Source organism: Roseibacillus ishigakijimensis (genome assembly GCF_016595415.1).
Lineage (GTDB): Bacteria > Verrucomicrobiota > Verrucomicrobiia > Verrucomicrobiales > Akkermansiaceae > Roseibacillus > Roseibacillus ishigakijimensis.
The window spans coordinates 14199-36344 of sequence record NZ_JAENIO010000004.1 but is presented as its reverse complement, the minus strand read 5'-3'; the positions used below and the strand labels follow the sequence as shown (position 1 = coordinate 36344).

General features: G+C 59.8%; 18 protein-coding genes. 11 read left to right on the top strand and 7 right to left on the bottom strand.

Features of this window, described 5'->3' with window-relative positions; all coding sequences use genetic code 11:
- Nucleotides 1-3 precede the first annotated feature (3 nt).
- From JIN78_RS02375 to JIN78_RS02340, 8 genes are all read left to right on the top strand, one after another.
- Nucleotides 4-1290 carry a Zn-dependent hydrolase gene (locus tag JIN78_RS02375; protein ID WP_200390330.1) on the top strand — a complete coding sequence of 429 codons (1287 nt, stop codon included), beginning with the start codon at nt 4-6 and terminating at the stop codon, nt 1288-1290.
- Complete coding sequence (locus JIN78_RS02370; RefSeq protein WP_200390329.1) at nt 1284-2015, top strand: cysteine hydrolase family protein; 732 nt, start codon at nt 1284-1286, stop codon at nt 2013-2015. Before JIN78_RS02375 ends, JIN78_RS02370 begins: the two co-directional genes overlap by 7 nt.
- A gap of 38 nt (nt 2016-2053) precedes the next feature.
- Entirely contained in the window at nt 2054-3094 is a 1041-nt protein-coding gene (locus JIN78_RS02365; protein WP_200390328.1) for a tRNA dihydrouridine synthase, read from the top strand.
- Between the two features lie 42 nt (nt 3095-3136).
- On the top strand, nt 3137-3601 hold the full coding sequence (locus JIN78_RS02360) for a hypothetical protein (RefSeq protein WP_200390327.1): 465 nt from the start codon (nt 3137-3139) through the stop codon (nt 3599-3601).
- A 31-nt stretch (nt 3602-3632) separates the two neighbouring features.
- A complete protein-coding gene (locus JIN78_RS02355; protein ID WP_200390326.1) occupies nt 3633-3986 on the top strand; it encodes a cupin domain-containing protein in 354 nt (117 codons plus the stop codon).
- A 165-nt stretch (nt 3987-4151) separates the two neighbouring features.
- The gene (locus JIN78_RS02350; protein ID WP_200390325.1) at nt 4152-4706 is read left to right on the top strand and encodes a PEP-CTERM sorting domain-containing protein; all 555 of its coding nucleotides are present in this window, start codon (nt 4152-4154) and stop codon (nt 4704-4706) included.
- A 189-nt stretch (nt 4707-4895) separates the two neighbouring features.
- Nucleotides 4896-6419, top strand: a complete 1524-nt coding sequence (locus tag JIN78_RS02345; protein WP_200390324.1) for an alkaline phosphatase PhoX — start codon at nt 4896-4898, stop codon at nt 6417-6419.
- Nucleotides 6420-6500: 81 nt separating this feature from the next.
- The gene (locus tag JIN78_RS02340) at nt 6501-8180 is read left to right on the top strand and encodes a hypothetical protein (protein WP_200390323.1); all 1680 of its coding nucleotides are present in this window, start codon (nt 6501-6503) and stop codon (nt 8178-8180) included.
- 39 nt (nt 8181-8219) lie between these two features.
- Here JIN78_RS02340 and JIN78_RS02335 read toward each other — a convergent pair whose 3' ends face one another.
- The 4 genes from JIN78_RS02335 to JIN78_RS02320 form a co-directional block, all read right to left on the bottom strand.
- Nucleotides 8220-9710, bottom strand: a complete 1491-nt coding sequence (locus JIN78_RS02335; RefSeq protein WP_200390322.1) for a hypothetical protein — start codon at nt 9708-9710, stop codon at nt 8220-8222.
- 36 nt (nt 9711-9746) lie between these two features.
- The gene (locus JIN78_RS02330) at nt 9747-10721 is read right to left on the bottom strand and encodes a c-type cytochrome (RefSeq protein WP_200390321.1); all 975 of its coding nucleotides are present in this window, start codon (nt 10719-10721) and stop codon (nt 9747-9749) included.
- A gap of 153 nt (nt 10722-10874) precedes the next feature.
- Nucleotides 10875-11579 (bottom strand): hypothetical protein, encoded by a 705-nt coding sequence (locus JIN78_RS02325; protein ID WP_200390320.1) that lies wholly within the window; start codon nt 11577-11579, stop codon nt 10875-10877.
- A gap of 41 nt (nt 11580-11620) precedes the next feature.
- Entirely contained in the window at nt 11621-12511 is an 891-nt protein-coding gene (locus JIN78_RS02320; protein WP_200390319.1) for an SDR family oxidoreductase, read from the bottom strand.
- 93 nt (nt 12512-12604) lie between these two features.
- On the opposite strand from JIN78_RS02320, the gene deoA reads away from it, so the two are divergent.
- On the top strand, nt 12605-13921 hold the full coding sequence (gene deoA / locus JIN78_RS02315) for a thymidine phosphorylase (RefSeq protein ID WP_200390318.1): 1317 nt from the start codon (nt 12605-12607) through the stop codon (nt 13919-13921).
- Here deoA and JIN78_RS02310 read toward each other — a convergent pair.
- Nucleotides 13918-16353 carry a glycoside hydrolase family 31 protein gene (locus JIN78_RS02310; RefSeq protein ID WP_200390317.1) on the bottom strand — a complete coding sequence of 812 codons (2436 nt, stop codon included), beginning with the start codon at nt 16351-16353 and terminating at the stop codon, nt 13918-13920. The two genes, deoA and JIN78_RS02310, sit on opposite strands and share 4 nt — an antisense overlap.
- A 246-nt stretch (nt 16354-16599) precedes the next feature.
- Here JIN78_RS02310 and JIN78_RS02305 point away from each other — a divergent pair, with 246 nt between their 5' ends.
- Together JIN78_RS02305 and JIN78_RS02300 are read left to right on the top strand one after the other, a co-directional pair.
- On the top strand, nt 16600-17868 hold the full coding sequence (locus JIN78_RS02305) for a glycosyltransferase (RefSeq protein WP_345778140.1): 1269 nt from the start codon (nt 16600-16602) through the stop codon (nt 17866-17868).
- A gap of 8 nt (nt 17869-17876) precedes the next feature.
- Nucleotides 17877-19439: a glycoside hydrolase family 57 protein gene (locus JIN78_RS02300; RefSeq protein ID WP_200390315.1), complete on the top strand. Its 1563-nt coding sequence runs from the start codon at nt 17877-17879 to the stop codon at nt 19437-19439.
- A 66-nt stretch (nt 19440-19505) separates the two neighbouring features.
- On the opposite strand, the gene JIN78_RS02295 is transcribed toward JIN78_RS02300, so the two are convergent.
- Both JIN78_RS02295 and JIN78_RS02290 read right to left on the bottom strand, forming a co-directional pair.
- Complete coding sequence (locus tag JIN78_RS02295) at nt 19506-20867, bottom strand: hypothetical protein (RefSeq protein WP_200390314.1); 1362 nt, start codon at nt 20865-20867, stop codon at nt 19506-19508.
- 117 nt (nt 20868-20984) lie between these two features.
- Nucleotides 20985-22124: an aminotransferase class I/II-fold pyridoxal phosphate-dependent enzyme gene (locus tag JIN78_RS02290; RefSeq protein WP_200390313.1), complete on the bottom strand. Its 1140-nt coding sequence runs from the start codon at nt 22122-22124 to the stop codon at nt 20985-20987.
- Nucleotides 22125-22146: the final 22 nt, after the last annotated feature.

Here is a 22146-nt window from a genome sequence, read left to right as displayed (position 1 = left end):
GAAATGAGTGCAACGAAAGAAAAAGCAGCGGTGTCGCTGTCGCGTTTGCAGCGACGATTCAAGGAGTTGAGTGAGATTGGTCTCGATCCCGAGGTGGGAGGGCTTTACCGCATGGCCTTCACCCGGGAGGACATGGAGGCCCGCGACTGGCTGGAGAAAGAGATGAAAGAGGCCGGCCTGCAGGTATCGCGGGATGGAGCGGGCAATGTCAGCGGTTTGCTGGAGGGCAGCGAGCCCGATCTCCCCCGGGTGCTGGTCGGTTCCCACCTCGATACCGTCCCTTGTGCCGGCACCTTGGATGGGTCTCTCGGGGTAATGGCGGCCCTGGAGAGCCTGCACGCCATGACCGAGGCGGGCGTCCGGCCCCGGCATTCCATCGAGGTCATTTCCTTTTCGGATGAAGAGGGCCGTTTCGGTGGCATGTTTGGTTCGCAGGCGGTGGCGGGGAAGCTGACCCCGGAGACTCTGCACCATGCGCGCGATCTCAACGGGGTGAAGTTGTCCGACACCTTGGAGCGCCACGGCATGGATCCTTGGCAAGCCTTGGAAGCGCGCCGCGATCCCAAAAGCCTGGAGTGCTATCTGGAGCTGCACATTGAACAAGGCCCGGTTCTTGATGTCGCCCGCGAGCAAGTCGGCTTGGTGGAGGATATCACTGGGCTTTTCAAATGGTCGGTGACCCTGCGAGGAGAGGCCAATCATGCCGGGACCACGCCCATGGACATGCGGCAGGATGCGTTTCTCGGCATGGCGGAGTTTGCCTATCAGATTCCCCGCGTGCTGGAGGAGAATGGCAGTGAACGCTCCCGGGCCACGGTGGGGAAGGCCGAACTCCACCCCGGATCGGCCAATACCGTCCCCGGCGAGGCCATCTTCTCTCTCGATGTGCGCGATACCGATCCGGAGATTTTGCGGCAGCTCGCCGATCAATTCCGGCGCTCCCTCTCCGCCATCGCCCGGCGGCGCAACCTGATGTTTGAGTTCACGGTGGAAAGTGAGATCGCTCCCGTGGCCTGTTCGCGGCCCATGTTGAAGGTGCTGGAGGCAAAGGCCAAGGAGCTGGATCTGGCTTATCGCCGCATGCCATCGGGGGCTGCCCACGATGCCCAGATTATGGCCACCATTACCCCGACGGTGATGCTCTTTGTGCCCTCACGCGGGGGAAAAAGTCACTCTCCGCAGGAGTGGACCTCCTGGGACGATATTGAGGCCGGGACCAAGCTCTTGCTGGAAGCGCTGCTGGAATTCGGCAATTCGGGTCACCCGGGTCAGAAAGGAGTATCATGTTGAATCTTTCCCTGGATGAGGGCGAACGGCGCGCGGACTATATTGAGGCCTTCCTCAACCACCCCGAGCGGGCCAAGGCTCTGCGGGAACGGCGGGCGGCTCTTCTCTGCATCGATGTGCAGTATCTCGATGCCGCCCCCGGTTATGGCTTGTTCACCGACCCCGATGCCTCGGGCGTTTCCGAAGAGGGACGGAGCTACTATTTTTCTCGTTTGAAAAAAACGGTGCTCCCCAATATGCGTCGCCTGCAGGAGCTGTTTCGCGACAGTTCTCTGGAGGTCATCCATTGCCGCATCTGCGCCTTGACCAATGATGGACGGGATCGCTCGAAGGGGCACAAGCGCCTCAATCTCCTCGCCGCGCCCGATTCCAAAGAAGCGGAGTTCCTCCCCGAGGTGGCTCCTTTCGGAGATGAGATCATCATCAATAAAACCGCCAGCGGGGCCTTTCCTTCCACCAATTTGCATTATGTTTTGCAAAATATGGAAATAGAAACTCTCTACATGGTGGGAGTTTACACCAATGAGTGCGTCGAGACCACGGCCCGGGATGCCTGCGATTTGGGCTACTTTGTGACCGTGGTTGATGATGCTTGCGCCACTGTATCGCAAGAATTGCATGAGGCCTCTCTGGGGGTGCTCAAGTTCCGCTATGCCAATGTGATGACCACGCAAGAGGTCTTGCACGAGGTGCGGCGCGAGACTCATCGCAACCGGGGCGAGAGGTGAGGCTCGCCAGCGGCGGGGGATTGCGCTAAGAGCTGCCGATGGTTGACTTGCCGCGTCCCTTTACCGTTCTGGCCCCCATGCAGGAGGTCACGGACCTGCCCTTTTGGCGCACCCTGGCCCAGTGCGGGGGAGGGGCGGATCTGGCCATTACCGAGTATTTCCGGGTGCACATTCACTCCACCTTGGAGAAGCACATCCTGGCGAGCATCCTGCGGAACCCCACCGGCAGACCAGTCATAGCCCAGCTCATTGGCCAGGATGCGGGGGAGATGCGACGAACGGCGGGCGAGCTTCTCAACTACGAGGAGGTGGCTGGAATCGATATCAATCTCGGCTGCCCGGCCCCGGTGGTCTGTAGCAAGCAGGCGGGCGGGGGGTTGCTGCGGGATCGGAATAAGATTGATGACTTGTTAGGTCATCTTCGCGAGGTCTGCGGGTCTCGTTGGTTTACGGTCAAGACGCGGGTGGGGTTTGCCAGCGAGAGCGAGTTTGAGGAACTTCTGGCGGTTTTTTCTCGTCATCAGATTGATATGTTGAGTGTGCATGGGCGCACGGTCAAAGAGCGTTACCAGACTCCGGTGCACACCGGGGCCGTGCGGCGGGCGGTGGAGGCTTTGTCCTGTCCGGTGGTGGCCAATGGCAATGTCGTGGATGTGGCCACGGGCCGGGCTTATCTGGAGAAAACGGGGGCGGCGGGCTTGATGGTGGGACGAGGGGCGATCCGTAATCCTTGGATTTTTTCCCAGCTGCGCCAGTCCTTCGCTGGTGAGGAGGTGGCCGAAGTCAGGAAACGGGATCTCTTGCGCTATCTCACCCTGCTCTGGGAGGAGACCGCCCGCGCCCGGCTGGAATTCAAGAAAGACTTCGATCCGGGCAAGCATGTGCAGAAGATGAAGCGCTATCTCAACTATGTGGTCAGTGGCTTGGGAGAAGATCTTGAATACCGCATGAAGCGCTGTCGGGAGCAAGGGGAGCTCTTTGCGCTCTTGCGAGATCATCTCGACAACGAGGAGCTTATGCCCGCCCTGCCCCCGGAGCGCTCCAAGCTCTTTTGCGGCTTTTCCCGTTTGCTGGAGTGAGATGTCCTTGCCACCGGGAGGGCGAGTCGCTGCAATCGCGGGATGGCAAATCTCAAGGAACAGTTGTTGGGAGCTGTGCAGGCCAAGCTGGGGGAGGAGTTGTCCGCCCTTGAGCGGGCCTTGGCTGATTCCAGCGCTGCCGCTACCGATCCCGATAGCAAAGCGGAGAGCAAGTATGATACCCGTAGCCTGGAAATGTCTTACCTGGCTTCCGGGCAAGCCCGGCAGGCCGAGAGCTTGCGCGAAGCTCTGCGGGAGCTGGAAAACTTTGCGCTGCGGGACTTTGCGGTGACCGAGCGGGTGGAGGTCGGGGCTTTGGTCGAGCTGGAGCAAGAGGGGGAGTGGCGTTCCTACCTTCTCCTGCCTGTGGGTGGGGGATTGGAGGTGACTTGTGGGGAGCAGCAGGTCACCACCCTGAGCCCGGAGAGTCCTCTTTTCGCCTTGCTGGAAGGTCGCCGCATGGGCGAGCCCCTGCCGAATGGGGCGAGCGTGAGCGAGCTGGGTTGAAGGAGGGAGGAAGAGCTGCTTTGCTCTGTCCATGACCATTCGCCAGCTTTCCGCCCAGCAGCCATTCATCACCGCCGATGGTTCCACCATCCGGAGCATTCTGGATGCGGCCAATGCCCCTGTGGAGAAGCAGAGCCTCGCCGAGGCCACGGTGTCGGCCGGGGGCGCGACCCAGCGTCATTACCACCGCCTCAGCGAAGAGTTCTATTTCCTTCTGGCGGGTCGCGCAGTGATGGAGATTGAGGGCGAGGAGCGGGAGGTGGGTCCCGGGGATGCGGTCCTGATTCCTGCCGGGGCCTGGCACCAGATCCGGGGTTTGGAAGAGACCCGCTTTCTCTGCTGCTGTGCTCCCCCCTACTCCCACGACGACACCTTTTTCGAGTGAGGAAGCCGGGTGAGGTGGGAGATGTGACGGATTGTTCACAGTGAGAAAATTGACGATGGCTTGCTGTCAGGTTTCAAGAACAGCGGGTCTCGGGGACCATTCTTTCCCGAGCCCGATGCCTTCCTTTATCCAGCTCCAAAGTTGGATTCCCATTCTTGGAAAACTATGAAAATGAAATCCTTGCTCGCCCTTTCTTCCCTTGCCTTGTTGGCCTCCGGGGAAGCAGCTATGACTTATCAATTCGCTGGAGACTTGTATTCCAGCCTTTCGGTGGACCCGACGCCAGTTAGCGGTCAGTTTACTTTTGATGAAAGCAAACTCACCAACCAGGGGGCTCCGGGGGAGAATCTTCTCGCCCAGGACGTAACCTTCGAGATCACCCTTTTTGGGCAGACTTTCTCCAAAAGCGATGAGTCCGGATACCTGGGCGAGAGCGAGATCTTCTACGCTCTCAATTTCATCAACAACACCCCAAGCTCCTTCTTTTTTGCCATCGCGGAAACGCAGGAAGAGCTCGACCGGGTGGCGGGAATCATTCCCGGGCTGAACGCCAAACCGGGTGATTTTCCCCTCGACCAAGCCACCTTGATCACGGACCCCACCATCGAGGCATTCATCATCGATGTTTCCGATCCGGCGGGCTTCACCGCCATTCCCGAGCCTTCTGCCGCTCTTCTGCTGGTCCTCGGAGCCACTGGTTTCCTGCGTCGTCGCCGATAATTCCTCCTTCGCGGTCTTGTTTGTATCCTATTTATAGTGAGGTTTTTGTGTGATTTCTCATTGTCACGGAACCGTCACGGAAATCACCTTATCAGGGCAAGGGACCGCTACTAGAACTCTACTGTTGGCGATTCGTTGCTCTCCCCCGAGGGCGCACGCTTGAGCCAGCTTCTTTCTCACACCCTATCCATGAAAAACGTCATCACTACACTCACGCTTGCCGCGTGTGCCACTGCCCAGGCGGGAACTGCCACCTGGTTCACTCCTCTCACGGAGTCCGCGCCGGTCACCACTCCGAATTCGCCCGAAGAGCTGACCCAGCCCTGGGTTGCTCCCGAGGGGCTCAGCCAGAAAAACATCGTCAGCCTGCGTGAGGTCGAAGATCAGGTTCTCAGTTACGGACAAAGCATCGTGCGCGTTCCCGACCTCGGTTCCAATGGATCCATGATCGATATGATCGCCTATGATCCCTCGGGCAACTTTCTCTTTCTTCCCCATGAGACTCTCGTGGGAGCAGGAGTGAGCCGGGTGAACCTCTACACCTGCGAGACGGAAATCGTTTTCGCTGGCGATACCAAAGGCAACATGGGCGACTGGTCCAACGACTTTGGAGCTTTTGACCCCGCGCGCTTCACTCCCAATGGCACCGTCATCGCGGCTGAAGAGTGGTCGGGCCAAGGTCGCGTCATCGAATGTCTCAATCCTTACGCGGATCGGGAGGATGTGGAGATTCGCGAGTTGCACAGCTTCGCCAATGTTTCTCACGAGGGAATCAACTTCAGTAACAAATATAATGATACCGTTTACTTCGTGGACGAGGATCATTCCGGTTCCATCTACAAGTTTGTGATGAAGACTCCTGGAGATTACACCGTGGGTCAGACTTTCGTCCTGTCGGTGGATGCCTTCGCCTTCCATGGCGGGGATGCGGCTCTGAACTGGGACGGGGGCTCCAATCGCGACATCCGCACCGGGGAAGCTTCTTGGGTGGCTATCAGTGATGAGGAAGGGAATCCTCTTCCCGGTCTCACCGACGCCTTCACTTGGACGGAAGCTGATGGCCGTCCTGGTCGCACCGCTGCCAACGAAGTGGGAGGCACTCCCTTCGGCCGTCCCGAGGACTGCGAAGTGGGCACCCTCGCCAATGGCAATGAAGTTCTCTACTTCGCCGCCACTTCGGAGAACACCGTTTACTCGGTGGAGATGATGCAGGTGGACATTCCCGGCCGTTGGAACCGGGTGGGTCGCCGTTGGGTCTGGTCTCCCGCCCACACGGTGGACAAGGCCATGGTCCGGGTCTTTGCTTCCGACTCCGGCACGCCCAAGAACGAGGGCTTCGCCAGCACCACGGCGGTGATCAATTCCCCCGACAACCTGGCGCAGGACGCCCTGGGCAACATCTACATCATCGAAGACGCTCCCAACAGCAGCGACACTGGCGGCGACATCTGGTTCGTGCGCGACACCAACAACGACGGGGTGGGTGAGTCAGTCGACCACTTCCTGAGCCTGCGGGTGCGCGGGGCCGAAGCCACTGGCATGATTTGGAACCCGGTCTATCCCGAGGAGTTTGTGGTCGCCGTCCAGCACCCGGCTTCCACCAACTTGGACGAAGTGGATAGCGGTTTGGGAGATGCAGTCTGGATGTTCAACGTGACCAATATTCCCGACCAGACCTTTGTTCATCAACTGATTCAGACCCAGAGCCGCTGAGCCCGGGGTCCGTTTGCCTGTTCTTTCTACGGGGAGGGGGGATGGCCTCCTCCCCGTTTTTTGCTGAAACCTTTTGCCAAAATGAAATCCCACCTCTCTGCGCTTCTGGCTGCCTTTGCCACTTCTCTTCTTTCCCTTCCCCTTGCTGCTGAACAAGCGGAAGCCCTTGCCGCAGTCCGCCCTGCCTATCACGAAACGCTGTTGCAAAAGCTCCTCCGCCACGAGGGCGTGCTGCCTCCTTCCAACGAGGTCTACAACGTGCGGGCCATGTTCAATCGGGAGAGTGTGATTCCTCCCCAGTGCTACACCAAGAATCACGAGACTTTCAATGCCTGCTATGTCTGCCATCAGGCCGGGATAGCGGGGCGGGAGAACGTCATGAATGATGACGATTTGCAGGCGGAATACAGCTTCAGTGATGTTGGGATGATCAATCACTGGCAGAATCTCTTTGAGGACCGCAGTGCACGAATCGCGGCGATGAGTGATGAGGAGATCTTGGCCTACATCAATCAGGACAATTATTCCGAGCTGGCGGAGCGATTGCGGGCGGCGGATTTTCAAGGTTGGATCCCGGAACTCAAGGATTTGCAGAAAGGGACGGCAGCCTTCGATGAATTCGGCTTTGCCAAAGACGGCAGCCAGTGGGTGGCTTTCAATTACAAACCCTTTCCCAGCACCTTCTGGCCGACCAATGGCTCGACGGATGATATCATGATTCGGCTGGGCGAGAAGTATCGGCAGACTGCTGCGGGCGAGCCCTCGCTAGCGGTTTATCGCGCCAATCTCGCTTTGTTGGAGGCCAATATCAAAGGTTTGTCCCGCATCACCTGCCTCCCGGTGGACGAAGAAGAAGTCGGGGTCGACCTGGATGGCGATGGAACTTTGGGGACCGCTCATGAAATCACCGTGCACGATCGCTGGGTGGGAGCGGCCCAGGATGACTTCAAGGACACCTTTCTTTACCCCGCTGGGACGGAGTTTCTCCACACCGTGCGTTATCTGGGATTTGCCGACAACGGGGAGATCACCGTTTCCCCCCGTATGAAGGAGGTGCGCTACATGAAAAAATGGCGGGGCTACGGCAAGCCAACTTATGGCCGGGCTTACGAGGAAGAGGGATTTGAGAAAGAAGCCGGGCACCTGCCGGGCTACCAGGAGGTGGGTGCCCATGGCCTCGACAACAAGAATGGCTGGTCCATTGCGGGCTTTATCGAAGGTTACAATGGCCGCCTGCGGGCGCTCACTCATGAGGAGAACTTCTCCTGCATGGGGTGCCACAATTCCATCGGGTCCACTATCGACAAGACCTTTGGCTTCCCCCGCAAAGTGGAAGGAGCCAAGGGCTGGGGCTATATCAATCTCAAAAACATGCCCGATGTGCCCACCAGGGGAGAAGAGGAGGGAGAGTTTCTCACTTACCTAAAGCGAGTGGGTGGTGGCAGTGAGTTTCGCAATAATGAAGAAATGACCAGGCGCTGGTTCCGCGAGGACCAACCGACTGTGCCAGATGAGAAGAAGCTGGCGGCGGCGCGGGATGTCTACGACTTGATCACTCCTTCGCGAGAGCGCGCCCTCCAGCTGAACAAGGCCTACAAGACCATCGTGGAGGATCAGGACTACATTTATGGAAAAGATGCCATCCTGACCCCGCCGGAAAATGTCTTCGAGCGCATTGACAACGAGACCGCCACCACTCTGCCCGTCGACAAGCAGTATCGCTGGGATATTTTGCTCGATTGGTCGGCGCTGGCAGACTGAATCCCCGGTCCGCGACCGAGGATGGTTCGCCTGCTACTGTTACTGCTTCGGTAGTTGGTTAGCGGTGTAGTAGAAGAGTTGATTCTGAACCTTCTCGCCCCCGGCGCTGGTCAGGGCGGGGAGGTCGAGCTGGTAGACCTTCCCGGCCACAAAGTTGGCCAAGTCGACCTCAATGGTCCGTGGGTCGATTTTGCGCAGCTCGGTGATGGCATGCCCGGCCTGATTCTCCGGGGGGGAACCGTAGGTCCACTTGGATTGATAGGTGAAGGATGAGAAAGCCAGCTCGCTGGCGGCAGGCCATTCGGCAACATCCTGGGTGAAGGTGAGGCGGAAGCCGGTCGGGGTGATTTGGAAGCCTGTGATGTCAAAGGGCTCCGCTTTGTTCACGGCCCGGATGCGTTGCAGTCCTTCGGCCGGGGTCCCCCAGCCACGCACCGTTTGGCCCACGTAGATCTCCTGGCCATCGGGGCTGAAGCGGAGGCGGTGATTGCCCGAGCGCAATCCTCCTCCGTCCAGGAAGTGGGTGCAGGCTCCCTGGAACTCGCCATTGACCTTTTCCAGCATGATGCGGCTGATGCGGGTGCCATTGTTGTCGGGCAGGAGCATTTGCCCCGCGAAATGGGGGAATGCGGCCGGGATGACATGGGGTTCACCCGCCGAGCGGTTGATCTCCTTGTGGGGAATCTGGACCGCCGGGTAGGTGCGGTGCTCATTGTAGGCTTCCAAATCATCGCGGAAAGTGGCGAGAGGGTCCTTGTCCGCTGGCCAGGAGGGGTCCCAGACCAAGCTACTAGGGTGACCGTAGAAGTGGCCTTCCTGAAGGTGATAGAGCGGGGTGGCGGCTCGCCAGTCGCCCTGATTGTCCCCGCACCAGAGGTTGCCCTCGGGATCGAGGTGAATGCCATTGTGCATGCGGAAGCCGTAGCAAAAGGGGGTCAGATTGCCCTCGGCATCGCAGTGCAGGGTGGTGCCGCGCCATTTGACGGAGGCAAAGTTGCGGCCCCGCCGCCCGAATTTGGAGTAATCGCCGAGGGTGTGCTCGGCGGTAGGTCCATTGTGCGAGGCGGTGCCCACCGCGATGTAGTAGCCCCCTTTGCCGTCTTCACAGAGGGTGTTGGTTTCGTGGTAGTTGCCGGAGAGTCCCCAGCCGGAGGCAAAGGCATTGTAGCGGTCGGCGGTGCCATCGCCATCGGTGTCGAGGGCTTCGGTGAACTCCGCCATTTGGGTCACCCGCACCTGATCGCGGGAGACGGCATCAATGCCGCAGCCGTTGTGAAAGCCGGTGGCGAAGAGTTGCCAGTCCCACTCCGCCGGATTGGCCCTGGGAGTCGCCCGGAAGACGTCGCCCCGGCGCAGCACGACGAAGAAGGTGCCATCGGGAGCGAAGTCGATGCCACCCACTTCCGGTGGGCTGTTGTCCGGGAGGGGAATGGCTTCCACCTGATAGGCGTCGGCGGCCCAGAGGGGGGCCTCCGCAGCGGCGACGAGGGTGGCAGTAGCAAAAAGACGGGAAAAACGAGTGAAGGTCATGATCGTTGAAAAGGGGTGGTGGAAAAGAGGTGAAATCTACTCGGGTGCGACTTCGCGGGCGGATTTGATGAAAAGGATGACGGAGGCCAGCTCCTTCTCGGGAAGCTGGAAAGGAGGCATGTAGTTGGGCGGAAAGCCTTTCGCGGTCTTGGCATTAGGGGCGAAAATGGACTCCCGCAGGTAATTGTCGTCCGCGAGCACGGGCTCCCCTCCTTCAATTTCCCGCATGCTGCCGTGCAGATCCTTCAAGGTCGGGCCATGGCCATCGGAGCCATCAGTGGAGTGACAGGCGACGCAGCCATAGGCGAGAAAGACCTGCTCTCCCGCGTCCTCGTTGGGCTCGTCAATCTTGATCGTGCGGTCGAAGCCCTGATGGCGGGAGAGGACTTCTCCGCTGACGATTTCTTCCTTTTCCTCGCCCGCAGTGCGCACGATTCGTTTGAAGGAAAGGGCTTTCTCATTGGGCAGGATGGTCTCTTCATAGGCCGTTTCCCCCAGGCGGTAACGGAAGGTGGGCACACCTTGCGCGGAGAGATCGTAGCCCAGGAAGCGGGGTTTGGGACGCTCCTCCGGGCGGGCGAGGTAAAAGAGGTGACCCATCAGGCGGGGCGCGTAGTCAAAGGAACGCCGGGAGCCCATGGTGGCATCGCCCCAATAGGGAAACATGTCGAGAAAGCCCCCTTGCCAAGCATAGAGAACCCGGCACTCGGTGGTGTCGAAAACATAGGAGAGAGCCAGCCCGTGGTTGACCGCAATCGCTCCGGGAATGACCTTGAGGAGCTCGTAGTCGCCTTTCTCCGGATGGTCTCGGCCGTCCTTGGGGCTGTAGACGGGGGAGGGTGAGGCTTGGCCGTGATTGGCAAAGACCGCTGGGTCCAGCCCGGGATCGGGAGCGTAGGTGCGCAGCAGGAGGGGGCGATCCGCCTGACCGAGGGGATTGGTATCGAAGCTCAGGGGCTGGGCACTGGCCACCGCAGCGCTAGAGAGGAAAGAGAGAAAAAACCGAAGCATACCTTGGTGATACCGCATGGCAGCGACAATTCCTGCAAGGAAATGGCTACCCAAATGGAGTAAAGGCGGTCTTGTCGTGGGGGAAGGGGGCAAAAAAATCCTGCCACCAGCCGGGCCGGAGGCAGGAGGGAAAGGATGCGCCGGTGAGGAAAGCTACTCGATGCCGATGGTCGGCTCCTCGATGATTTCCTCGTCGGAAGGAGCCGGGATGGTGCCTGCAGGCTCGGGAATGGTCAGCTGGGGGGAGGCCTCCGCCGGGCGGGAAGTGGTCGGAATGAGAATCTCTCCCGGGCTGCGCTCAGGCGAGGGCTCTGGGGCCAGGGGGACGGTGTTCTCGGAGTAATTGGAAGGAGGCGGAATGACGGAGTCCCCGCTATCTTGCAAGGGAGCGGGCTCCAAGCTGGGTGGGGCGAATTCATCGGCTCCGCTGCTGCGCTGCAGGGGTTGGCTGGGCGGGGGCGGGAGGAAGGGCGTGGAATCGCTGGAATTCGTGGGCTCGGCCACCATGATGGCTGGCACGTAGCCCACGGAGCCGCCTTCCAATTCCACCTTGAGATAAGTTCCCTTCGTCGAGACCACCTTCAGTGGCGAACCCAGGGCCAGCACTTTGTCCGCAGTGGCACTCCCTTTGGGAATCTTGTTAAAAAAGGTGGCGTTGGGCACCGAGGTCTCGACCCACTCGCCGGCATCGTAGCTGGGACCAGTTTGCTGGAAGCTCTGGCTTCTCACCCGGGGGCTGTTAGGGCCATCCAAAGGACTGTATTCGCTTGAGATGGGCTCCTGCAGGGAAGATGTGATTTGGCCACAGCTCACGAGTGCGGAGGCGGCAGCCAGAGTTAACCATTTGCAGCTTGTCATGGAGTGAGAATGACATCCCTTTGTCTCCGGTCAATGGGTTTTCAGATAATGAGGCCCTTTTGTGGAGAGGGTGGGAGCTGCTCTCGTAGGCCTGCGCGCACCGCCTCCTCCCAGGGGCGGAGGGAGTGTCCTTCCGCCAAGAGACGGGCCGGGGTCATCGCAGTATGGATGGGGCGCTCGCTCCGCAGGGCCGGGAGGTCGCTCAAGCGCAGCGGAGTCACCGGAAGGAGTCGCGGCAATTGGCCTTCCTCGTGGAGGGCGGCCACCACCTCCTCCGCATAGCGGTGCCAGCTGACGGGAGCCTCCGCCGGGTGGGTAAGGTGATAGAGCCCCTGCCTGCCATGGGCGAGGAGCTCGTCAATGGCCCGGGCAAGGTCCTTGGCATAAGTCGGCAGTGAATACTTGTCGGCAACCGCAGCCAGAGGCTCCCCTTGCCGGGCCTGGCGGATGATTTTTCCCAAAAAGCTCTCTCCGGCTGCTCCGAAGACCCAGGAAATCCGCGCGACGAGAGCCCTGGGATGGAGGCTCAGCACGGCCTCTTCGCCCGCCAGTTTGGTCGCCCCATAGTGATTGTTGGGTCGGCAAGGAGCATGCTCATCCTTGAAGCCCGGCTCGCTCCCATCCAGTACGTAATCGGTGGAAAAGTGGACGAAGGGAACTCCGCGACGGGCACATTCGCGCGCGAGGAGGGCGGGCGCTTTCGCATTGACCCGGTGGGCCAGTTCTGGCTCTTGCTCGCAGCCCTCCGGGGTGGCAACGGCCGCAGGATTGACCGCGAGGTCGAAGTCGAGTCGGTCCAATTGACGGGCGAGGGCCTCGGGGCGGCTCAAATCGAGCTCCTCCCGTCCTGGGGTGAGCAGGTCCTGCCGGGCCCAGTGCCGGGCGAGATAGCCCCCCATCTTGCCCGTCGTGCCCGTCAGAAGAATGCGCATAGCGAGAGGTTATCAAAACTTGGGGGAAGGCAAAGTGCCTTGCGGGCGAGCTTGAAGGTTTTCTCGCGCCCGGGAATTGGGTAGCATGGACGTATGCTGCCGCAGGAAATCATTCGCAAGAAGCGCGATGGAGCTGAACTCTCTCCCGCTGAAGTGGCCTTTTTTGCCCGGGGCATTGGGGATGATTCCATTTCCGAAGGGCAGATCGCTGCTTTTGCGATGGCGGTTTTCTTTCGGGGGATGACTCTTGCCGAGCGGGTGGCGCTGACGGAGGGCATGCGGGACTCGGGCACGGTGCTGCGGTGGGATGGCTTGGATGGTCCTGCCATCGACAAGCATTCCACTGGCGGGGTGGGGGATAATGTTTCCCTGATGCTCGGGCCCCTGGTGGCGGCTTGCGGGGGCTATGTGCCCATGATTTCCGGTCGCGGCCTGGGCCACACCGGGGGCACCCTCGACAAGCTGGACAGTATTCCCGGCTACCGCACTTCACCCGACGAGGCTCTCTTTCGCCAAGTCGTGGGCGACTGTGGAGTGGCCATCATCGGGCAGACTGCCGAGCTGGCTCCGGCGGACCGCCGCTTCTATGCCACCCGGGACGTCACGGCTACGGTGGAGTCGATCGACCTGATCACGGCCTCCATTTTGTCCAAAAAATTGGCAGCCGGACTGGAGGGCTTGGTGATGGATGTGAAGACGGGCAATGGGGCCTTCATGGCCACGGAAGAGGATGCGCGCCGTCTGGCGGAAAGCATTGTGGGAGTGGCCAATGGAGCAGGCGTGCGCACCAGTGCCCTCATCACCGATATGAATGAGCCTCTTTGTGGTGCGGCGGGCAATGCGGTGGAGGTGCGCGATGCAGTATGCTTTTTGTCGGGCCTCAACACACGATCCCGCTTGCACGAAGTGGTGATGGAGTTGTCTGCTGAATTGCTGGTGTTAGGGCGTCTTTATGGGCAAGTGCAGGAAGCTCGTGAGGCGGTGGAAAAGGCTTTGACGACGGGGAAAGCGCTGGAGGTTTTTGCTAAAATGGTCGCAGGATTGGGCGGGCCTACTGATTTTGTGGAAAAAGTGGACCATTACTTGCCGGCTGCTCCGGTGGTGCGGGAGGTCACGGTGGCGGAGGGCGGCTTTTTACAAAAATGCGACACCCGGGCTCTAGGGTTGGCAGTGGTGGAGTTGGGCGGGGGGCGCCGTCGGGCCGAGGACAGGATCGATTATGCCGTGGGGCTCAGCGACTTTCGGAGCTTGGGTGACGAGTTGGCGGCGGGAGAGGCCCTTTGTCTGGTCCACGCCCGCGATGAGGCGAGTGCGGAGCAGGCTTCTGCCCAGGTGCGCGCGGCCTACCTGACAGGGGCTGAGGCTCTCCCGCTGGACGCCGCAGTGGGAGAGCGGGTGAGCTGGGATTAATGCTCGATCTCGATTCGTTCGTAGGCTGCCGGGACGGTGAATTCGAGGGCGGGCGCCACCTTTTTGCCGTCTACCGTGATGCTCTTGGGCTTCCCGGTGAGGCCGTGCAGATGGAGACGGACCTTGGGCAGGGGGAAGTCGCCTTCCCGGCGCACGGCGAGGACGACCTTGTCGGCCGCCACCCGCTCGCAGGTGAAGGTGGCGAGGGCGAAGTGACCGTCCTGGTAGTCGTAGTGGTCGCCGGAGTCCGCGTAAAGCTGTGACTCCACCGCGCCACAGGATTCGGTTGGCAGGTAGAGGTGGTGCTCTTGGGGGGCGGAGACTTTTTGCCAGGAATATTGCCGCACGGGATCGAGAGGTAAGAGAGCCCCGGAACGCACGAAGAGCGGGATGCGGTCCAGCTCCGCTTCGCAGAAGATTTCTTCTCCTCCGCAGACCAGCTCGTCGGTCCAGTAATTGTAGTAGTGCCCTTTGGTGAGATACATCCAGCGCCCTTTGGCCTCTTTTTCCTGCACCGGGCAGACCATCAGGTTGTCCCCGACGGCGAATTCGTCGGCGCGGTGGATGGTCTCGCTATCGGTGTGGTCGAGGTAGATGAGGGGGCGCAGCATGGGGTCGCCCTTCTCGATGTGCTGGTAGAAGGTGGTGTAGAAGTAAGGCAGCAGGCGGTAGCGGAGCTCCAGAAACTTGCGCACGATGGAGGTGTAGGGCTCGCCAAAGGACCAGGGCTCTTGGTCGCCATGCTCGCCGGAGCTGTGCACCCGGCAGAAGGGGTGGAAGATGCCGAGCTGAATCCAGCGCGTGAAGAGCTCGCCATTGGTCTGGTCCAGAAAGCCGCCGATGTCCGAGCCCACGAAGCTGTAGCCGGAGAGATTGAGGCGCTGGCATTGCAGGTTGGCGATGCGCAGGTGTTCCCAGGTGGAGATGTTGTCCCCGGTCCAGGCACAGGCATAGCGCCAGGCCCCGGCGTAGGCCGAGCGGGTGATGGCGAAGGGGCGCTTGCCACCATTGAAGCGGGCAATGCCCTCCCGGGTGGCCCGAATCATCTGCGTGCCATAGACATTGTGGGCCCGGCGGTGGGAGCAGGGGTGGCCATCGTAGTCATGACGGATGTGGCGGGGGAAAGTCTTGTCGTCGTTGAAGTCGGCGGGCTCGTTCATGTCATTCCAGATCCCGGCCAGGCCATCGTCCTTGATGAGCCCGTCGAAGAGACCCGCCCACCAATCGCGCACACTGGGCTTGGTGAAATCGGGGAAATGGCAATCTCCGGGCCAGACCTTGCCCGTGTAAATATCGCCGTCCATCTCTTTGCAAAAGTGGTCACCCGCAATGCCCTCGTCGTAGACGAAGTAGCCGGGATCGACTTTGATGCCGGGATCAATGATCGCTACGGTCTTGAAGCCCTTGCCCTCCAGCTCGCGGATCATCTCTCCCGGGCGGGGAAAGGCCTCTAGATTCCAAGTGAAGCAGCGATAGCCATCCATATAGTCGATATCGACATAGAGGGCATCGCACGGAATCTCGTGGTCGAGGAAGCCCTGGGCGAGCGTGGTGAGCTCCTTCTCGGTGCGGTAGGACCACTTGCACTGGTGGAAGCCCAGCGACCAGAGGGGAGGCAGCTCGGGCACCCCGGTCAATTTCGCAAAGCGGCGCACCACCTCCGCCACGCTGGGACCATGGATGTAGTAGAAATTCATCAGGCCGCCCTGTGCCCAGAAGGAGGAAACATCGGCTCGCTCCTTGCCAAAGTCGAAGTAAGAGCGGTGGGTGCTATCAAAGAAAATACCATAGGCTTTTCCGTGATGAATGCCTATAAAAAAAGGTATATTTTTATAAAGAGGATCGGTTTCCGTTCCATAGGCGTAGGTGTCCGATCCCCAGAGCTCGAAGCGGCGCCCGCGGATTTCGGAATGGCAGGATTTGTCACCCAGGCCGTAGAAGATTTCGCGCGGCTGGATGCGGCGGGAGTGCTGCACGATATTGCCGCCGTAGCGACTGTGCGGTTCCCAGTGAAAGCCCTTTTCGTCCTCGCTCATCACCTGGCCCTCCTCATCGCTGATGGTCAGGAGGAGGCCTTTCTCCGCAACCCGGACTTGGAGACGCGAGGTCGCGAGCAAAATATCCGCGCCTTCCTCGCTCAATGTCGGTGCTTTGGCGTGCGGGAAGTTCTCGCTCAGAGTAGCATAGGAGAATCCGTCGCCAAGGTGGCCATTGGGGGCGAAGGTGAAGTGGAGAATCTCTTCCGAGAGGGCGCAAACCGCAAGTTTCACTCCGTTGTCGGTTTGCAAAATGCAACGATTCTCTTCGCAAAAGTTCTTGGTGAGCTTGCCGGGGTAGAGATCGTGGAGAACTTCTTTCTTACCGGAAGCTAAATAATTTTCCTTATCGAAGGAATCTCCCTGGAGAGCTGCGTCGCTGGTTTCACTGTTCATTTTCAGGTTTTCAAGAGGGCTTTAGCAGGCAGTGCGCCAGTGTCGAGAATCGACTCATGGTATTTAGTCAAAATAGTCATCGAAAAAAAATTGATTTTGGAACAGGATAAGCTGACGACTCAAGTTGTCGTCCAAAAAACTTGATTAGAAAAACACCAAACGATGAAGGTATTGATGTTGGGGTGGGAATTTCCCCCGCTGATTAATGGAGGCCTGGGCATAGCTTGTCTGGGATTGGGTCGGGCCATGGCTCAAAGGGTGGAATTGAGTTTTATTCTTCCGAAGGCAGATCCTGAATTCCTCGTTGATCAGTTGGAGCTCATTGGCCTCAACAATCTGGACGAACGCACCGTGGACCGGGAAAAAATGGAGGCCAGCCTGGCAGATGTGGCCAATGTGAAGTGGGTGGAGGGGGAGGTGGCCTCCCGGCTCATGCCTTACCTGCCCGAGGAGGTGGAGCGGAGTGCTGGACACGCTGAGAGCACGGCGGTTTTGGCGGAGAAGCAGGCAAAGGTGGTCGCAGGGGAGAAAGTGGTGGACCGGTTGCGCGCGGTGGGCCTCGATGACCGCTTGGCCATGTTTCAGGGCGACAACCTCTACGGCGAGGATGTCGGCGAGCGAGTCTGGGCCTACGCCCAAGTCGCGGCCTCTCTGGCGGAGGACATGGACTTTGATATCGTCCACGCCCACGACTGGATGACTTTTGTCGCCGGGATGGAGATCAAGAAGCGCACCGGCAAGCCGCTTGTCCTCCATGTCCATTCGCTGAATTACGACCGGGGTGGTCCGGACAGCCGGGGCTGGATTTTTGATATTGAGAAGAACGCCATGGAGGCGGCCGACCTGATCATCCCGGTGAGCCGCTACACCGGTACCATTTGCACCGGGCACTACGGCATCGACCCACGCAAAGTGCATTTCGTTCACAATGGGGCCGATCCGGTTGACACCTTCCGCAGTGCCAGTCCCTTCAAGGACGGACTCGTGCTTTTCCTCGGGCGTCTCACCGGACAGAAGGGCCCGCGCTATTTTCTTGAGATTGCGGCGCGCGTTTTGGAGAAGAATCCGGGAGTCTACTTCGTGATGGCCGGGACGGGAGAGAAAATGCGGGAACTCATTGAGTATGGGGCCTACCGCGATGTGGGCGATCGCCTGCACTTCACTGGTTTCCTAAATAAGGAGAAGGTGAACAAGCTACTCTCGATGACGGATGTCTACTGCATGCCATCGGTCAGCGAACCCTTTGGCCTCTCTGCTATCGAAGCGGCTCAGTACGGTATTCCGGCCGTTATTTCCAAGCAGTCTGGAGTGGCGGAAGTGATGACTCACGCGCGGAAGGCCGACTTCTGGGATGTCAATCTGATGGCCGATCACATCACTGAACTGCTCACCGATCCCAAAGCGCGGGAAGAAGCCATCCAGCATTCTCTGGCCGACCAGAAGAACTGCACTTGGGAGGCAGCCTCAGACCGCATTATCGAACTCTATCGCGACCAACTCGGAATTCAGAACTGAAAAAAACCATGATGAAAAGCTTTCTCTCCCGTTTGAGCCAAGTGCTCTCCGGCGGCTCCAAAGATGAGCCGGAGGAAAAACCAGCCAGCCAGAGCCAGCAGCAGAGCCAGGCAACCGCCCCGGAGTCCGTTGATTCGGCCCCACCCATTGCAGACGAGCCTCCAGCACCAGCGGTGACCGACCCCGCGCCGGCTCCATTAGCCGAGGAGGTGAGTCCGGCTCCCGTGCTCGAAGAGCCGGTTGCCGAAGAGCCGGTCGTAGAAGCCGAGCCCGAGCCTGTGGAGCAGCCCGTTCCGACCCCTGTCGCTACCGCAGCGGCACCTGCTCCCGTCCGGAAGCAGAAGAAAGAGGCCTCTGTGGCGGTGGCGGCGGAAGATTCGGCCCCCCCAGCACCCATTCAGCCCATTTGCTTTTTCTTCGAAGCCCATCAGCCCAACCGCCTCAAGCCCTACAGCTTCTTTGATATCGGGCATGAGGAGAACTATGAGGACGACGAGCTGAACAACAAACTGCTCAACGAAATCTGTGACAAGTCTTATCTCCCGGCCAACAAGCTCATGAAGGAGCTCATTGAAGAAGGGGAGGGAAATTTCCGCATCTCTCTTTCCATCAGCGGAGTGCTGCTGGAAAAATTGGAGAAGGAGCGGCCCGACGTGCTGAAGAGCTTTCAAGAGCTCCATGCCACTGGCGGCGTGGAGATTGTGGCCGAGACCTATTACCACTCCATCAGCTTCCACCGCAGCAAAGAGGAGTTTGCCGAGCAGGTGCAGATGCAGGTGGACAAGATCGAAAGCGTTTTCGGGGTCAAGCCCAAGGCCTTCCGCCACACCGCTTGCGTCTATTACAACGAGTTGGCCGCCTTTGTGGAGGGGCTCGGCTTCGAGTCCATGCTGGGTGAGGCCGTGGGCCGCATCTTGGACGGACGCGAAGCGAACTACCTTTATCGTTCGCCCAATGTGAAAGAAATGAAGGTTCACCTTCGCAATGGCATTCTCTCCGATGATATCGCCTTCCGGTTTGGCAATCACGCCTGGCCGGAGCACCCCCTCACCGCCGAGAAGTATGCCCGCTGGTGCCAGACCAATGGCGGGGAGATTATCAACCTCTTCATGGACTACGAGTGCCTGGGCTATCACCAGGAAGAAGAGACCGGCATCTTCAAGTTCTTGAAAGCCTTCCCCCGCGAGTGGGCCAAACTGGGTGGCCGTTTCGTGACCGTTTCCGAGGCCAACGACGAGTTTGACTCGGCAGGTATCTACGACTGCCATGAACCCACGTCTTGGGCGGACTTGGACAAAGATCTTTCCCCTTGGAAGGGCAATGCCATGCAGGAGGAAGCGCGGCGCAAAATCCTGAACATGGAAGAGCTGGTGAAGTCTAAGAATTGCCCCAAGCTGCTTCATCGCTGGCGCAAGATGCAGACGGCGGAGCACTTCTACTACATGAGCACCAAGGGCGGGGAGTGTGGCGATTTCCACGATCGGCTGCGACCCTACCCCAGCGCCTACGACGCCTACCTCTACTTCATGAACGCCCTTTCCGACTTACAGATCCGGTTGGAAGAGGAGTAAAGGGAAACGACTTTTCCTGCTCACAGAAAAGGGTCGCTGATCTCAAAAGCAGCATCCTCTCCTCTTTCACTCTTCCTCGTTAGCTTGTCCCAGGCGAAAGAGGGCGGTTTCGTCTGCCCGTTCATAATGGTAGCCCTCGCTATTGACGGGAACTGCAGTCCACTCTTGTCCGTCGTTGCTCCTCACCGGTTGCTCGGTGGGGCCGGATTCGGGAAAGGCAATGGCTACTGATTCGGGGTCGGCCGGGTCCTGATAAACTTCCATGCTCTGGCGGGGACGGAGGAGGAACTCGATGGCACGAAAGGAGCTCGCGGGATCGGTCGTGTCGTCGCCTTCTTCGGTAGTCGTGAGCAGAAATTCGTTGTTGGCAGGATAGTAGACGGAGCGGCTCATTCCTCCGCCACTGACGATCAAATGTCCGGGATTGGGGCGGGTATAGATCCCGGCATGGCGCCCGGAACCCCGCCAATCACCGAAGGGACTGAAGCGAAGGCCTTCCAGTCGCACCCCGAAACGGTCTCCTCCCCGGTGATTGCCGAATATATTTTCATAGTGGGGTTCCCAACGGACTGGAATCTCGAAGCTCACTTTGACCAGAGGTCCCGCGAGTGCTTCGTAGGAGAGGTTGTCGTGGGCCAGCTTCATGAGAATGAGCATGCCGGGAAGGTAGAAATTTTGGCCGATGGCCTCCTCTTCACGAAGGGCTCCTATCATGAGGTTTTTGGAAGCATTGATGAACAGTCTGGTCTCGGGAGAAGTGTCGAGGCGGAGATTTTCAGGTCCGTCGATTGTGAGGTTTTGTCTGAGGGCAGGCTGCCCGGGGATTTCGATGGTGAACTCACCCGTTGGGGAAAGAGTGGCGGAGAAGCTCTCTCCCCGGAAGTCGTGGTTGTTGGAAACAAACCAGCCACCTTGTTCGGGGGGATAGTAGGAATAATTGATCTCAGCGGGGAGGACGTAGCGCGCCACCCGCCAATTGCCGGCCAACTCGGTCAGCGTCACGGTCTCTGGCGCACGGACCGCAAGATTGAACTCATGCAAGTGGCCTGAGCTGGCGGGGCCGGCTGTGCCTGCGGAGAAAAAGGCGCGCGACTCGACCATCACGTCGCGACTGCGGGAGACCCAAAAGGAGCGGGGATCACCCTCCTCGTCGTTGAAGAGTATTCGACCGAGGTCTTCGAGGGTATAGGGAAGACCCGCCCCGGGAGCGATGCCGGGTGCCCGGAATTCCCCGTTTTCGGCGTGATAGGTGTAGCTGTCGCCTCCAAAGTCGGAAGCTCCGAGGAGGTGTTCCTCGCTGTTTACAATGAGTTCCCGGGGAGTTTTGAGGTAGAGTCCGTGCCAATTCCCTGTCAAGTCGCCAAAAGCCAAGGGGGAGAGGGTGGTCCAAAGAAGCAAGGTCGCGCGTCTGGGAAGAGTCGTGGTCATGGTCCAATCGTTTGCGGGTTCCTTCCTTTTAACCGAGAGAGGAGAGGCTTATTTTCCCGTAAACGACTGGTTTTCATCTAACAGTATTGGTGTTCGGGTAGGCTGGGGTCGGGTGGCTTAACTCCCGCCACGGGCCAGCTTCCGCCAAAGGGTCGTCAGTTGGTCGATCTCATCTTGCTGATGGGCCGCGCTGAGAGTGAGGCGGAGGCGGGCCGTGCCCTTGGGAACGGTGGGGTAGCGGATGGCCGGGACGAGGAAGCCGTGCTCGCGCAGGGCTTCGGCCCGGGCCAGTGCCTGCTCGTTGTCACCCAGCACGAGGGGAATGATGGGAACCTCGCCCTCGGGTGGCTCCAGGGCGAGCGCCGAGCGCAGGTGCCGGAGATTCTCCCGCAACCGCGCGCGCAAATCGTCGCCTGCCGGAGAAGTGAGGAGGGAGAGTCCGGCTTGGGCCGCCGCTATCTGGGCCGGGGGGGGCGCGGTGGAGTAGATGAAGGAACGGGCCTTGTTGGTGAGGAGCTCGCAAAAATCCCTGCTGGCGGCTAGATAGCCTCCTGCCGAACCCGCGGCCTTGCCGAGAGTGCCCATTTGCAAATCCACCGCGCCGGATAGCCCCAGCTGGGCGGCCAGGCCCAGCCCACGGGGGCCGAGAACGCCTAGAGCATGGGCTTCATCGAGAAGGAGGAGGGCTCCGTAGCGGTCCTTGAGTGCAATGATTTCCCGCAGCGGGCAGCGGTCGCCATCCATGGAAAAGACGGACTCGGTGACCACCAGGAGGCGGCTCTCCGGCGGGGCCTTGGCCCGGATCTGGCGCAGAAGGGTTTCCAGTCGCGAGAGATTGTTGTGCGGAAAGACCCGTATGGTGGCCCCGCTGAGGCGCGCGCCGTCGATGAGGCTGGCGTGGCTCAGCTTGTCGAGGATGACGGTGTCGCCACTTTGTAGCAGGGCGCTCAGGGTGCCCAGCGAGGTGGCGTAGCCGTTGGCAAAGACCCGGGCGGCCTCCGTGCCCTTGAGGCTGGCGATCTGCTCCTCCAGCTCGCGGTGGTAGGGGTGGTTGCCGCACACCAGTCGGGAGGCGGTGGCCCCGGTGCCGTAGTCGCGGAGAGCCCGTTCGGCCGCTTCCTGCAAGGCGGGGTGCCGGGAAAGCCCAAGGTAGTCGTTGGAGGAAAAGTTCAGGAGAGCGGAGTCCTGTGCCGGGCGCAGCGTCCGCAGAAGGCCTGCGGCACGGAGGCGGGCGAGTTCATCGGCAGGCGAACGCATGAGAGGAGCTTTCTTTCCCGGA

What these genes read in the sequence shown, in the direction of transcription:
- JIN78_RS02375 (WP_200390330.1), top strand. Translation starts at nt 4, where the DNA reads ATGAGTGCAACGAAAGAAAAAGCAGCGGTGTCGCTGTCGCGTTTGCAG.
- JIN78_RS02370 (WP_200390329.1), top strand. Translation starts at nt 1,284, where the DNA reads ATGTTGAATCTTTCCCTGGATGAGGGCGAACGGCGCGCGGACTATATT.
- JIN78_RS02365 (WP_200390328.1), top strand. Translation starts at nt 2,054, where the DNA reads ATGGTTGACTTGCCGCGTCCCTTTACCGTTCTGGCCCCCATGCAGGAG.
- JIN78_RS02360 (WP_200390327.1), top strand. Translation starts at nt 3,137, where the DNA reads ATGGCAAATCTCAAGGAACAGTTGTTGGGAGCTGTGCAGGCCAAGCTG.
- JIN78_RS02355 (WP_200390326.1), top strand. Translation starts at nt 3,633, where the DNA reads ATGACCATTCGCCAGCTTTCCGCCCAGCAGCCATTCATCACCGCCGAT.
- JIN78_RS02350 (WP_200390325.1), top strand. Translation starts at nt 4,152, where the DNA reads ATGAAAATGAAATCCTTGCTCGCCCTTTCTTCCCTTGCCTTGTTGGCC.
- JIN78_RS02345 (WP_200390324.1), top strand. Translation starts at nt 4,896, where the DNA reads ATGAAAAACGTCATCACTACACTCACGCTTGCCGCGTGTGCCACTGCC.
- JIN78_RS02340 (WP_200390323.1), top strand. Translation starts at nt 6,501, where the DNA reads ATGAAATCCCACCTCTCTGCGCTTCTGGCTGCCTTTGCCACTTCTCTT.
- JIN78_RS02335 (WP_200390322.1), bottom strand. Translation starts at nt 9,710, where the DNA reads ATGACCTTCACTCGTTTTTCCCGTCTTTTTGCTACTGCCACCCTCGTC.
- JIN78_RS02330 (WP_200390321.1), bottom strand. Translation starts at nt 10,721, where the DNA reads ATGCTTCGGTTTTTTCTCTCTTTCCTCTCTAGCGCTGCGGTGGCCAGT.
- JIN78_RS02325 (WP_200390320.1), bottom strand. Translation starts at nt 11,579, where the DNA reads ATGACAAGCTGCAAATGGTTAACTCTGGCTGCCGCCTCCGCACTCGTG.
- JIN78_RS02320 (WP_200390319.1), bottom strand. Translation starts at nt 12,511, where the DNA reads ATGCGCATTCTTCTGACGGGCACGACGGGCAAGATGGGGGGCTATCTC.
- deoA (WP_200390318.1), top strand. Translation starts at nt 12,605, where the DNA reads ATGCTGCCGCAGGAAATCATTCGCAAGAAGCGCGATGGAGCTGAACTC.
- JIN78_RS02310 (WP_200390317.1), bottom strand. Translation starts at nt 16,353, where the DNA reads ATGAACAGTGAAACCAGCGACGCAGCTCTCCAGGGAGATTCCTTCGAT.
- JIN78_RS02305 (WP_345778140.1), top strand. Translation starts at nt 16,600, where the DNA reads ATGGCTCAAAGGGTGGAATTGAGTTTTATTCTTCCGAAGGCAGATCCT.
- JIN78_RS02300 (WP_200390315.1), top strand. Translation starts at nt 17,877, where the DNA reads ATGATGAAAAGCTTTCTCTCCCGTTTGAGCCAAGTGCTCTCCGGCGGC.
- JIN78_RS02295 (WP_200390314.1), bottom strand. Translation starts at nt 20,867, where the DNA reads ATGACCACGACTCTTCCCAGACGCGCGACCTTGCTTCTTTGGACCACC.
- JIN78_RS02290 (WP_200390313.1), bottom strand. Translation starts at nt 22,124, where the DNA reads ATGCGTTCGCCTGCCGATGAACTCGCCCGCCTCCGTGCCGCAGGCCTT.